This window comes from Geobacter sp., from assembly GCF_030834625.1.
GTDB lineage: Bacteria > Desulfobacterota > Desulfuromonadia > Geobacterales > Geobacteraceae > Geobacter.
This window is the reverse complement of sequence record NZ_JAUQXO010000053.1, coordinates 23,737-35,889: the sequence shown is the minus strand read 5'-3', so window position 1 is coordinate 35,889 and position 12,153 is coordinate 23,737. Positions and strand designations below refer to the sequence as shown.

Genomic DNA, 12,153 nt, shown 5'->3' with positions numbered 1-12,153 from the left:
GATCGTCCCGGTTGAAGGGTGCGGGGTCCGGTTTCCCCCGGAACTTTGCACTGTGACGGTTGACAACATCTTTGCGGTACTTGTAGTAGAGGTCCGACGCCTTGAGGGCGACCCCCGTGGCCTCGGTCGCAGGGCTGAGAACCCTCAGGAGCGCTTCGGGAAGCCGGCGGGGTTTCATCCCCGGGCCGACGCAGACGAGGGTAATCCGGCCGTCGACGAGGACTTTTCCGTCCTCGCCCCGCACCACCCGCTGTCCCAGGGTGAAAGAGGTCTTTCCCACCTCGAGCACCTCGCTCTCCACCCGGAGCAGGTCGTCGAGCACCGCCGGCGCCCGGTAGTCGATCTCCATCCGCACCACCGGGAAGATCCACCCCTTCTCGGCCAGTTCACGAACCGAAAGGCCTCGCTCACGGAGGAACTCGCACCTGCCCCGTTCGAAAAAGCCCAGGTACCGGGCGTGGTAGACCACTCCGCCGGCGTCGGTGTCTTCGTAGTAAACACGGAACTCCATCATTTCCTCCCACAGCAAAAAAAAGAGGCCCGCGGCCTCTTTAAGGACGGCACCGCAGCGCCGCTACTTGAACTTCAGGATCACACTGTGAATCTCGCCGGTCTCCCGCTCCCGGAGCTGCAACCTCAGATCCCGGGCCGTATCCGCCTCGGCGGGGAAGAAGAGGAAGCCGCTGGCAATGCTCCCGGCCGGGAGGGTTTTCCCCTCAAGACCCTTTGCCCGGATATCCTCAATGATGGTCCGCTCCCGTTCGCCCGAGGTTCCCCCCTTCACACCGCCGGCAACGGCCCCTCCTGCACCGCCGATGGCGGCTCCTTTGCCTATCGCCTCGCCGATGTTGTGACCAGACACGATGCCAACGGCAGCCCCGAGAATGGCCCCGCCCACGGCCCCGAGAACGGCTCCTTTCCCTGCCTCGCTGCCGAAGAAGGAGGCAAACTGGGTCGACTTTTCGATCCGATCGAGAGCCGTCACGTTGGGGACCACCTGGAAATAGAGGTTCTTCTCGTTCACCAGGAAGGTCTGGTTCGTCACGATCTCCAGATTCTTCGTCCCCTGATTGGTCATGACCAGTTGAACCGGGATCAGGCCGGTCCCCTTGATGTCGAAACCGAAGGCATCCTGAGCGGCACCCTTGTCGTCAAAGGCCTCGCCGCCGATGGTAACGCCGCTTACCACAAGCCGGTTCACGTAATCCTCGGCAGGGCGGAAGCCGACGTACTGGCTCCGGTAGGGGGTACAGGCCGAGATTAGCATTAGGGGAACCAGCAGGATGGCGCCTCGCTTGAGAATTGTTTTTTTCATGGTCATTCACTCCTTGTGTGACAGTGTCAATGGTTTCACCAAAGAGCTTATCACCCTTCTGCGCCGGCGCAATGGTCGCTAATGGTTTCAATCTGCCCAAAAAAGCGGCATTCATATTTCGGTTTTGAGGGGATTTTTTCGGGGGAGCCGAGCACGGATATAGCTTTTGATCCAAAACAGGTCAGGCGCGAATCTGGTGCGAAATTGGTGGGGAGGAGCATTCTACCCTTCGCGCCGCCCCATGACGATGAGGCATCGGTGATCACCAGACAGCGGAAGAGGGAATTCCATCACCTCACGGAGCTCCACGCCGAGGCTTGCCAGGGCCGACCGGGAGGTTTCAGCCTCGTCACGACCCGCCTGCCCCTTCATGGCGACAATGCGTCCCCCCGGAGCGAGGAGCGGGAGCGACATGCGTACGAAGGTGGGAATATCGGTGAAGGCCCGGGAAACGACCCAGTCGAAGTGCCCCGCGAACCGCCCCGCCAGTTCCTCACCCCGGGCGTGGATCGCCATGAAGTGGTGCAGGCCGAGAGTCCGTCCCACATGGCGCTGGAAGATCACCTTCTTCTCCACCGCATCCACCGACACGGACTCGCTGCTGGGATGGACTATGGCAAAGGGGATAACGGGAAACCCGCCGCCGGAGCCGAGGTCCAGAAGCCTTCCCCCCTTGTGGACCACCCGGCAGAGGGAGAGGGAGTCCACGAAGTGCTTGAGGGCAATCTCCCGCTCGGTGGTGATGGCGGTCAGGTTAATCTTGCGGTTCCACTTCCTGAGTTCTGCGGCGAAGAGGGCGAACCTCCCCACCTGGGCAGGGGTTAGCTCCACCCCCAGCTGGGCCGCACCGCGCACGAGGAGATCCTTTGCGTCCTGGTTCATGCTACCCCCGGGCCTTGAGGGAGAGGGCCAGGATCCCCACCGCCGCCGGCGTCACCCCCTGGATGCGGGAGGCCTGCCCCAGGGTGTCGGGGCGGAACGTCGCCAGCTTCTCCCGCACCTCCGCCGACAGGCCGGGGATGGCGGCGTAGTCGAAATCGGCGGGAATGGCGGTCCCCTCCAGCTTCCGGGCCCGCTCCACCTGGTCCAGCTGCCGCTCGATGTACCCCTGGTACTTGATCTGTATCTCCACCTGCTCCCTCACGGCAGGTGGCACCTCCGCCGCCTGGGGGTCGATCCGGCGAAGCTCCTCGTAGGTGATGTCGGGACGCCGCAGGAGCTGCTCGTAGGTAAGGGCGTTCTGGAGATCGGTCATGCCGAAGGCGGCCAGAAACGAGGGGTCGGCTTCGGACGGAAGAAGCTTCGTCCCCTTGAGCCGCGCAAGCTCGGCACCGATCCGCTCCCGCTTCTCCAGAAACCGCCGGTACTCCCCTTCCGGCACCAGCCCTGCCCCGTGACCTCTTTCCCGCAGCCGCAGGTCCGCGTTGTCCTCCCTCAGGAGCAGCCGGTATTCGGCCCGGGAGGTGAACATCCGGTACGGCTCCCGGGTGCCGAGGGTGACAAGGTCGTCGATCATGACGCCGATGTAGGCCTCGCTCCGGCCGAGGACGAGGGGCTCTTCTCCCCTCACCCGAAGGGCAGCATTAATCCCCGCCATGAGGCCCTGCCCCGCCGCCTCTTCGTAACCGGAGGTGCCGTTGATCTGGCCGGCGTGGTAGAGGTTGCGGACCCGCTTCGTCTCCAGCGATCCATGGAGTTGGATCGGGTCCACGTAGTCGTACTCAATGGCATAGGCCGGCCGCATGATCTCCACCTGCTCCAGCCCCTCGATGCTCCGGTAGAAGGCCCACTGGATGTCGATGGGGAGCGAGGTGGAGAGACCCGAAGGGTAGTATTCCACAGTATCGCGCCCCTCAGGCTCCAGGAAGGTCTGGTGGCGGTCCTTCTCGGGGAAGCGGACCACCTTGTCCTCAATGGAGGGGCAGTAGCGGGGGCCAACTCCTTCGATGATCCCGGCGTAGAGTGGGGAACGGTCGAGGCCCGAGCGGATGATGTCGTGGGAGCGGGGGTTGGTGTAGGCGATGTAACACGGCACCTGGGGCTGGTCGATCCGCTCCGTGGTGAAGGAGAACGGCACCGGCGGTTCGTCCCCGTACTGGGGTTCCAGGCGTGAGAAGTCGATGGTCCGGCCGTCGAGACGGGCCGGAGTACCGGTCTTGAGACGGCCGACCGCGAAGCCCAGCTCCCGGAGCTGATCCGAAAGCCCCACTGACGGCAGGTCCCCTGCCCTTCCTCCCGGGTAGTTGGTGAGCCCCACGTGGATGAGCCCCCGCATGAAGGTGCCGGTGGTGAGAATGACGGTGGTGCCCAGATAGCGGACCCCGACCTTGGTATCAACGCCCCGCACCTCTCCGTCGTCCACGACGATACCGGTCACCTCGGCCTGCTTGAGGGAAAGCCGCTCCTGCTGCTCCATGACGTGCTTCATCCGCAGGCGGTAGAGCTGTTTGTCGGCCTGGGCCCGGGAGGCGCGTACCGCCGGCCCCTTGCGGGTATTGAGAATGCGGAACTGGATGCCGGTGGCGTCGATGTTTTTCCCCATCTCGCCGCCGAGGGCATCGATCTCCTTCACCAGGTGTCCCTTGGCGAGCCCGCCGATGGCCGGGTTGCACGACATGAGGGCGATGGCGTCGAGGTTGATGGTGAGAAGGAGCGTTTCGCACCCCATCCGGGCCGCCGCCAGGGCCGCCTCGCAGCCGGCGTGTCCGGCCCCCACCACAATGACATCGTATCGCTTATCGTAGTTGATGAATCCCATCTCTTCTGCGTGACCTCGTCCCTGTTTCACAGGGAGCATTAATGGATACGGTATCCCAGAGAATTCAACAGCAATGACAACCAGTTAGAAAATTTGTTCCACGTGAAACATCTGCCGTTTCGATGCCAGCCCTCCCCTGTTGTGCCCAGACTACTTCCCGATACAGAACCGCTGGAAAATCATGTCAAGGATGTCGTCGGGGGTCGTTTCTCCGGTTACTTCCCCAACGGCGGTGAGGGCATCCTTCAGGTCGACGGCCAGAAGTTCGGGGGGGTGACCACTGGCAAGATTGGCAATAATAGCCGTAATCCGCTCCCGGGCCTTTGCCAGGGCATCCCGGTGCCGGGCCTGGGAAAGGGCCACATATTCACGGCTGTCGATGGCGCGGCCGTGGATGAAGGTATCGAAGATAGCTCCCTTCAGATCGTCGATACCGACGCCGGTGGCTGTGGATATGCTTACGATGCCCAGCTTCCCCAGTTCGCCGGGAACGTCCAGACGGAGAGGAAGGTCTGCCTTGTTCAGGACAACTATCACTCGCTTTTCAACAAGGGCGTCGAGAAGCATCCGGTCGTCCCCATCGAAGGGGCGCGAACCGTCGAGGACAAAGAGGATCAGGTCGGCCTGGGGTATCTTCTCCAGGGTCAGCCGCACCCCTTCCTGCTCGACAATATCCTCGGTCTCGCGGATCCCGGCGGTATCCAGCATCCGGAGCGGCAGCCCCCGGACGTTCACCACCTCCTCGATGATGTCGCGGGTTGTGCCGGGAACCGACGTCACGATGGCCCGCTTCTCCTGGAGGATCGTGTTGAGAAGACTCGACTTTCCAACGTTGGGCTTTCCGGCGATAAGGACCGACACCCCCTCGCGGAGCACCCTCCCCTCGTCAAAGCCGTCCAGAAGCTCATCGATGCGACCGAGAGCCTCCCGGGTCTTCTCCTCGATCTCCCCCTGGGAAGCGGGATCGATCTCCTCTTCGGGAAAATCGATAAATGCCTCGACAAGGGCGAGCCCGTGCCGGAGACCATCGCGCACGGCATCGAGTCTTCCGGATAGTCTCCCTTCCCGCTGGTGCTGGGCCAGGGAAAGGGCCGCCTCGGTCTTGGAGCGGATGACATCGATGACCGCTTCGGCCTGGACGAGATCGATCCTCCCATTCAGAAATGCCCGCCGGGTGAACTCCCCCGGCTCGGCCAGCCGTGCGCCGCACCGGAGCACCGCGTCCAGGACCCGCCGGGTGACCAGGTACCCGCCGTGGCACTGGATCTCCAGCACATCCTCACGGGTGTAGGAACGGGGTGCCCCCATGAGCACCACCATGACCTCGTCGACAGTATCGGTCGTATCGGGGTCGGTCACGGCGCCATAATAAAAACGGTGACTCTCGAAGTCACCGTTCACGTTCCCCCGCCGCACAAGCCGCCGGGCGATGGCGGGGGCATCGGGGCCGCTCACCCGGATGACGCCGATCCCCCCCTCACCCACCGGCGTGCTGATGGCCGCTATGGTATCTTCCACGTACACGGAAACCCTACTTGGCCTCGGCGGCGGCGATGCTCTTGTTGATGTAGGACTGCTGGATGATGGTCAGGACGTTGTTCACGAGCCAGTAGAGGACGAGCCCCGACGGGAAGTTCAGGAACATGAAGGTGAAGACCACCGGCAGGGCCATCATCATCTTCTGCTGCATGGGATCCATCTGGGACGGGGTCATCTTCTGCTGGATGACCATGGTGATACCCATGATGATCGGGGTCACGTAGTAGGGATCCTTCCCGGCCAGGTCCTGGATCCAGAGCATGAACGGCGCGTGCCGGAGCTCGATGGAGAACATGAGGGCCTTGTAGAGGGCGAAGAAGACCGGTATCTGGACGATCATCGGGAGGCACCCTCCCACCGGGTTCACCTTGTGGGTCTGGTAGAGCTCCATGATGGCCTTGTTCATGGCGTCGCGGTCATTCTTGAACTTCTCCCGCAGCTCGGCCATCTTCGGCTGGAGCTTCTGCATCTCCTTCATGGATTTGTAGCTGGAATGGGTGAGAGGGTAGAAGAGAATCTTGAGAATAACCGTTATTATGATGATGGAAATGCCGTAGTTGTGCACATACTGGTAGAAGAACTTGAGGCTCTGGAGAAGCGGCTTGGCCAGCATGGCAAACCAGCCGAGATCGATGGCCCGCTCGAGACTGTTCCCCTGGGACTTGAGGATGTCCAGGTCCTTGGGACCGAAGTAGAGCCGATAGGCAACAGCCTTCGTCTCACCCGGGTTGAGTGAGAGATCTGGCGCGGTGATGACGTTTTCCAATATACCCCGGGGTGTGCTCCGGACGGAGGCGGAGGTGATGCTCCCCCCCTGGGCCATGACCGCCGAGAGGAAATACTTGTCGGCGAAGCCGCTCCAGAGGGGAGCGCTGTAGCTCTTCCCCTGGCCGGCAAGGTCCTTGATCTTCTCTTCCGTAAGCTTGTCTTGGGCAAAGGTCGCCGGTCCGAAGGTCTCGAAGCGGGTCTCCTTGGCCCGGGGAACCGAGGGATAAGTCATCAGGGTCTGGAAGGCCGCGCCAGCCCGGGCCATTCCTGAGTTAGCCACCTGGTATGCCATGTCGATGCCGTAGTTACCCCCCTGGAAGGTGTAGACCTTGCGAACCGTTACCCCCGCCGGGGATATCCAGGTAAAGGACAGATCCTTCTTCTCCCCCGCCGCTACGGTCAGGGTCTCGGCGCTTGGCACAAAGAGAGCGGACGGATCAAGGCCAATCCCGGCTGCCCGGGTGGAAAGGGTGTAAAAAGACGGGTCGCGCTCGTCCACCAGGGTAACGGGTTTGCCATGGGGATCAGCAGTTTCCCGGTACTTTTTCAGGACAAGGCGGGTAAGGCTCCCCCCCTGGGTCGAAAAGACCGCCGTATAGTCGGGTGTCTCGACAGCAATCTCCTTCTGCTGGGCGCTGACCGCGGCTACGGGAGCTGGCGCAAGGGGCGGAGCTGCCGGAATCGGCGCAGGGGCCGCAGCGGTATGGGCACTGGTCACCGCCTGCTGGGGGGTGGGGGCCGGAGCCTCCTTCTTCGGCGCCGGGAAGAGGGCCGTGTAGCCGTAGAAGAAGAGAATAGAGAGAACAACCGCAATCAAAGCCCTTTTTTCCATGACAGCTCCTGATGGATGATTACTTGACGGGATCGTAGCCACCGGGGTGGTACGGATGACACTTCATGATCCGGACGGCACTGTACCAGAGCCCTCTGAGAAGGCCGTGCCGCATGAGCGATTCCTTGGCGTAGGTTGAACAGGAGGGATAGAAACGGCAGGTGGGCCCCGTAAGGGGCGAGAGGTAGCGCTGGTAGATGCCGATGATCTGGATGAGAATCTTCAGCATGATCGTGTGACGCCCGCGAGGCGCTCCACCACCCGGTCCAGCTCCTGGCAGACTCCCCGGTAGTCGAGCTCCTCAGCTCCCCTCCGGGCGATAACGTTGATGTCGAGAGGAGGAAAGAGTACCTTGTGCAGACGATAATACTCCCGCACAAGGCGCTTTATCCGGTTACGGGTCACCGCATTGCCCACTTTGCGGCTTACGGTGATGCCTATCCGGCACGTGGCTTCCGGGCCGGCTGCACAAAGAACGAGGAAACAGGGGGTGCTGATCTTTCGCGCCCCGTCAGAGAGCCTGAGGAAATCAGCCCGCCTGAGCAGGCGCTCGTCTTTGGTGAACGTGAACAGAGGGGACTCCCCCGCTCCGCCGGCAAGCCTTCGAGTATCGGAAGGCGAACGGAGGATTATTTGCTGGCGATGGTCACCGCCAGACGCTTACGCCCCTTGGCGCGGCGACGCTTGATGACGAGTCTGCCGTTCTTCGTGGACATACGGACACGGAAGCCATGGGTACGCTTCCGGGATGTATTGCTCGGCTGAAAGGTCCTTTTCATATGCTATCTCCCTGAATCAGTGACATTTTGCTGGTTATGCAAAGAAGTATCTTTAATCACAGAGCCCTTTGTCTGTCAAGCATAAATTTACTTCCCTACGGTACATTTGGCCTTGCAAACGCCCCCTTCCTCTGCTAGTCTCCTCTATCCTGAGGCCGCATCCAGCATGCGCGCATCATCCTGATTTCCGCTCTTAACAGTTCAATTTCACTACGTAAATCCGGTTATCAACATGTGTTGAAAAACATGTGAATAACTGGTCCCCGAGATTATCCTCTATGGAAGACGTTTGGCTCCAGGCACAATCCAATCTGGCCAAGGTGCTCACGCACCAGACCTTCACCACCTGGATAGAGCCGATCAGGTTCGCCGGAGCCCAGAAGAACACCCTCCTCCTGGAGGCGCCCAACCAGTTCATCAGGGACCGGGTCAGGGAGAGCTATCTTCCCATGATCCTCGAATCGGTCCGCTCCCTCACCGACTCCCACTTTCAGGTTGAGCTTCAGGTGGCGGTGCGGCAACAGGAAAAGGGACCTAAAAGCCCCCGCAAGAGCCGCTCCGAGGACGAACTCCAGACGGGCGAGACGGAAAAAATCCCGCCCGCCGAGTTTTCCACTAACCTGAACACCAAGTACACCTTTGACACCTTCGTCTGTGGCGGAAGCAACCAGTTCGCCCACGCGGCGGCCCAGTCGGTGGCCAACAACCCGGCAGGCAAATACAATCCCCTCTTCATCTACGGCGGTGTGGGTCTCGGCAAGACCCATCTTTTGACGGCCATCGGCAACCAGGTCCTGGCCAACAACCGCAAGGCCCGGGTCTGTTTCTACACCTCCGAAAAGTTCATGAACGAGCTCATCAACTGCCTCCGCTACCAGAAGATGGACCAGTTCCGGAACAAGTTCCGCAAGATGGACCTGCTCCTCATCGACGACATCCAGTTCATCGCCGGCAAGGAGCGGACCCAGGAGGAGTTTTTCCACACCTTCAACGCCCTCTACGAGTCCCATAAGCAGATCGTGGTCACCTCCGACAAGTTCCCCAAGGACATACCCGGCCTGGAGGAGCGGCTCCGCTCCCGCTTCGAGTGGGGTCTCATCGCCGACATCCAGCCGCCTGACACCGAGACCAAGGTCGCCATCCTCAGCAAGAAGGCGGAAGTCGACGGCATCCGGCTCCCCGACGACGTGGCGCTCTTCCTCGCTTCCAGCGCCAGCACCAACGTGCGGGAACTGGAGGGTATGCTTATCCGCCTGGGGGCCGTAGCGAGCCTCACGGGGAAGAACATCACCCTCGACATGGCCCGGGAAGTCCTCAAAGACATCATCGTCGACAAGACCAAAGAGATCACGGTGGAGATGATCCAGAAATACGTGGCCGACCACTTCAACCTCAAGGTGGCGGAACTCAAGTCAGACAAGCGGCTCAAGGCCCTCGTGGTACCCCGCCAGATCGCCATCTATCTCTGCCGCGACCTGACCAAGGCGTCGTATCCCGATATCGGAGACAAGTTCGGAGGAAAGGACCACTCCACCATCATCCATTCGGTCAAGAAGGTGGACAGACTCCTCTCCCAGGATTTCGAACTGAAAAATACCGTTGAGACCCTGCGCAAGGGGCTGTTGAGTTGAGCGGGATAACCCTGTGGATGGAGACACCGGTTGTGAACAACCTCCCGGCGCCCGCCCGGCTGCCAGGGGAAAACCCCGCTTCGATCAACAGTGGGACCGAGAAAAAAACGCAGCCGACACGGTGAGTTGCCGGGTTATCCCCGAATCCACACCTCCTATTGTTATTACTAAGCCTTTAAACATACATAACCATACTATTCTACATCTGTTGACAAGGAGGAACGATGGAATTCAAGATCGACAAGGACACCTTCTCGCGGGCTCTCCAGAAAATTCAGGGTATCGTCGAAAAGCGAAACACCATGCCGATCCTCTCCAACGTCCTTATCGAGGCCCATGCCGACCGGATCGAGCTGACGGCCACGGACCTGGAAGTGGGGATGAAGAGCTCCTACGGGACCACTGTCACCCGGGAGGGACGGATTACCGTGTCAGCCAAGAAGCTTCACGAGATCGTCAAGGAGCTTCCCGAGGAGGTCATCTCATTTTCCACCAAGGAGAACGACTGGGTCGATATCCGCTGCGGCAAGGCCCACTTCAGCATCGTCGGCCTCTCCCCGGAGGAGTTCCCCTACTTCCCCAAGGTGAACGAGGAGAGTCTTATCCGGATCGAGGGAGCGCTCCTGGCCGACATGATCGAGAAGACCGCCTACGCCATCTGCTTCGACGAGACCAAATACAACCTGAACGGCATCTTCGTGAAGGCCACCGTTGAGGATAATAAACCTATTCTCCGGATGGTGGCCACCGACGGACACCGGCTTTCCATTGCCGAACGGGAGTTCCACGGCGCCGTGGGGCCCGAGATGGCCAAGGGGGTCATCTTCCCCAAGAAGGGTATCTTCGAACTCAAGAAGATCAGCGAAGAAGCGACGACCGAAGAACTGGCCTTCGGTTTCATGGACAACAGCGCCGTCATCAAGAAGGGGAACACAGTGGTGGTGATGCGGCTTGTGGACGGTGAGTTCCCCGACTACACCCGCGTGGTGCCGGTGGCCAACGACAAGATCGTGACCGTTGCCCGGGATCCGTTTCTCCACTCCCTGCGCCGGATGTCGATCCTCTCCAGCGAGAAGTTCAAGGGAATCAAGATGGAGATCAACGGCGAGCAGATGATCATCTCCTCCAGCAACCCGGAGCTGGGCGAGGCGTCGGAGGAACTGGAGGCGGCCTACAGCGGCCCTCCCCTCTCCATCCGCTTCAACGCCAAGTATCTTCTGGACGTCCTTGCCGTCCTCAACGAGAGCGACGTGGCGCTGGTGCTGCGCGACGAGCTGTCGCCGGCCATCGTGAAACCGGCCGGCACTGACGGCTTTACCGCGGTGATCATGCCGATGCGCCTGTAGAAAACGGTAACCGGCATGCCACGGAAGGCGAAGGCCGCTCCCCGGGAGAGGCCTTTTGCCGTTCTTTCGGCTGCAGATCACCATGTTCGTGACGAGGATCCAGATAAGTTCCTTCCGGAATATTGCCGAGGCGGAAATCAGCTTCGACCGGCGCTTCAACGTCCTCCACGGCGCCAACGGCCAGGGGAAGACCTCGGTCTTGGAGGCCATCTACCTGCTGGGAACCATGAAGTCGTTCCGGCTGGCCAAGACCCCTGATCTCGTCACCTGGAACGCTCCCTACGCACTCCTGCGGGGGTGGGCCGAGCGGGACGGGGTTGGCAGGGAGATCGCCCTCTACCTGGGCAGGGAGGGGCGAAAGGCCCGGGTCGACCAGAAACCGGTGACGCGGCTTGCCGACTTCTTCGGCAACGTCAATGCCGTGGTCTTCTCCCCCGAGGAGATCGCCATGGCCCGCAGCGGCCCGGATCTGAGGCGCCGCTACCTGGACCGGGCCATCTTCGGCGGGGATCTGGGGTACCTGCTCCTCCACCACGAGTACCACCGGCTCCTCAAGCAGCGCAACGCCCTCCTCAAGCGGGGAACCCGGGAGGGGCTGGAGGTCTGGACCGGCCAGCTGGCCGAGGCGGGGACCCGGCTCATGGTGAAGCGGATGGGGTATCTGGCCGAGATCGAGCCCCTGGTCCGACGGTTCTACCGGGAGATAGCCGGCGGCCAGGAGGAAGCGGGCCTTGCCTTTCGTCCCCATCTCACGACCCCCGAGCAGGTTAGCCGGGAGGGAACCGGGGCCCTGCTGGCGCTCTTTGGTGCCCACGAGGCGGAGGAGCTCCGCCGGGGAACCACCGTGGTGGGCCCCCACCGGGACGACGTGGACTTTGTCCTGAACGGCCGGGTGATCCGCAACCACGGTTCCCAGGGGCAGCAGCGCAGCTTCGTTCTGGCCCTCAAGATGGCGGAGATCGAGTACCTGGAGCGCCTCAACGGAGCCCCGCCGGTGCTCCTCCTGGACGACATCTCGTCGGAGCTGGACCCCCAGCGGAACGCGAACCTCATGGCGTTCCTCCGGGAAAAGCGGATGCAGGTCTTCATCACCACCACCGATGTGTCAACCCTCCGCCTGGAGGGGATTGCAACCCACGCGTCCTTCCACGTTTCACGTGGAACGGTGACGCCTTCATAGAGGGA

10 protein-coding genes and 2 pseudogenes are annotated in these 12,153 nt (G+C 61.4%); 3 read left to right on the top strand and 9 right to left on the bottom strand.

The genetic code is table 11. The features are described from left to right. Nucleotides 1–136: 136 nt before the first annotated feature. The 9 genes and pseudogenes from ybgC to rpmH form a co-directional block, all read right to left on the bottom strand. Nucleotides 137–511 (bottom strand): annotated as a pseudogene (gene ybgC / locus RCH91_RS12770) (tol-pal system-associated acyl-CoA thioesterase); the annotation flags it as partial. Between the two features lie 63 nt (nucleotides 512–574). Beyond that, the gene (locus RCH91_RS12765) at nucleotides 575–1,315 is read right to left on the bottom strand and encodes a glycine zipper family protein (RefSeq protein WP_306535343.1); all 741 of its coding nucleotides are present in this window, start codon (nucleotides 1,313–1,315) and stop codon (nucleotides 575–577) included. A gap of 222 nt (nucleotides 1,316–1,537) precedes the next feature. Continuing rightward, nucleotides 1,538–2,197 (bottom strand): 16S rRNA (guanine(527)-N(7))-methyltransferase RsmG, encoded by a 660-nt coding sequence (rsmG, locus tag RCH91_RS12760; RefSeq protein WP_306535342.1) that lies wholly within the window; start codon nucleotides 2,195–2,197, stop codon nucleotides 1,538–1,540. Nucleotide 2,198: 1 nt separating this feature from the next. After that, nucleotides 2,199–4,073 carry a tRNA uridine-5-carboxymethylaminomethyl(34) synthesis enzyme MnmG gene (mnmG, locus tag RCH91_RS12755; protein ID WP_306535341.1) on the bottom strand — a complete coding sequence of 625 codons (1,875 nt, stop codon included), beginning with the start codon at nucleotides 4,071–4,073 and terminating at the stop codon, nucleotides 2,199–2,201. Nucleotides 4,074–4,223: 150 nt separating this feature from the next. Beyond that, nucleotides 4,224–5,597 (bottom strand): tRNA uridine-5-carboxymethylaminomethyl(34) synthesis GTPase MnmE, encoded by a 1,374-nt coding sequence (mnmE, locus tag RCH91_RS12750; protein ID WP_306535340.1) that lies wholly within the window; start codon nucleotides 5,595–5,597, stop codon nucleotides 4,224–4,226. A gap of 7 nt (nucleotides 5,598–5,604) precedes the next feature. Continuing rightward, a complete protein-coding gene (yidC, locus tag RCH91_RS12745) occupies nucleotides 5,605–7,212 on the bottom strand; it encodes a membrane protein insertase YidC (RefSeq protein WP_306535339.1) in 1,608 nt (535 codons plus the stop codon). A 19-nt stretch (nucleotides 7,213–7,231) separates the two neighbouring features. Continuing rightward, the gene (yidD, locus tag RCH91_RS12740; protein ID WP_306535338.1) at nucleotides 7,232–7,441 is read right to left on the bottom strand and encodes a membrane protein insertion efficiency factor YidD; all 210 of its coding nucleotides are present in this window, start codon (nucleotides 7,439–7,441) and stop codon (nucleotides 7,232–7,234) included. Then, nucleotides 7,435–7,785: a ribonuclease P protein component gene (gene rnpA / locus RCH91_RS12735; protein WP_306535405.1), complete on the bottom strand. Its 351-nt coding sequence runs from the start codon at nucleotides 7,783–7,785 to the stop codon at nucleotides 7,435–7,437. Before rnpA ends, yidD begins: the two co-directional genes overlap by 7 nt. A gap of 56 nt (nucleotides 7,786–7,841) precedes the next feature. Next, entirely contained in the window at nucleotides 7,842–7,991 is a 150-nt protein-coding gene (gene rpmH / locus RCH91_RS12730) for a 50S ribosomal protein L34 (RefSeq protein WP_306535337.1), read from the bottom strand. A 278-nt stretch (nucleotides 7,992–8,269) separates the two neighbouring features. Here rpmH and dnaA point away from each other — a divergent pair, with 278 nt between their 5' ends. The 3 genes and pseudogenes from dnaA to recF all read left to right on the top strand — a co-directional run. Next, nucleotides 8,270–9,622, top strand: coding sequence for a chromosomal replication initiator protein DnaA (gene dnaA, locus RCH91_RS12725; RefSeq protein WP_306535336.1), 1,353 nt, complete (start codon nucleotides 8,270–8,272; stop codon nucleotides 9,620–9,622). 224 nt (nucleotides 9,623–9,846) lie between these two features. Next, complete coding sequence (gene dnaN / locus RCH91_RS12720; RefSeq protein WP_306535335.1) at nucleotides 9,847–10,968, top strand: DNA polymerase III subunit beta; 1,122 nt, start codon at nucleotides 9,847–9,849, stop codon at nucleotides 10,966–10,968. Nucleotides 10,969–11,062: 94 nt separating this feature from the next. Beyond that, nucleotides 11,063–12,148, top strand: a pseudogene (recF, locus tag RCH91_RS12715) (DNA replication/repair protein RecF); the annotation flags it as partial. Between the last annotated feature and the right edge of the window lie 5 nt (nucleotides 12,149–12,153).

Bases quoted from the DNA above. Each gene is read 5' to 3' on its own strand.
- RCH91_RS12765 (WP_306535343.1), bottom strand. From the start codon at position 1,315: ATGAAAAAAACAATTCTCAAGCGAGGCGCCATCCTGCTGGTTCCCCTA.
- rsmG (WP_306535342.1), bottom strand. From the start codon at position 2,197: ATGAACCAGGACGCAAAGGATCTCCTCGTGCGCGGTGCGGCCCAGCTG.
- mnmG (WP_306535341.1), bottom strand. From the start codon at position 4,073: ATGGGATTCATCAACTACGATAAGCGATACGATGTCATTGTGGTGGGG.
- yidC (WP_306535339.1), bottom strand. From the start codon at position 7,212: ATGGAAAAAAGGGCTTTGATTGCGGTTGTTCTCTCTATTCTCTTCTTC.
- yidD (WP_306535338.1), bottom strand. From the start codon at position 7,441: ATGCTGAAGATTCTCATCCAGATCATCGGCATCTACCAGCGCTACCTC.
- rpmH (WP_306535337.1), bottom strand. From the start codon at position 7,991: ATGAAAAGGACCTTTCAGCCGAGCAATACATCCCGGAAGCGTACCCAT.
- dnaA (WP_306535336.1), top strand. From the start codon at position 8,270: ATGGAAGACGTTTGGCTCCAGGCACAATCCAATCTGGCCAAGGTGCTC.
- dnaN (WP_306535335.1), top strand. From the start codon at position 9,847: ATGGAATTCAAGATCGACAAGGACACCTTCTCGCGGGCTCTCCAGAAA.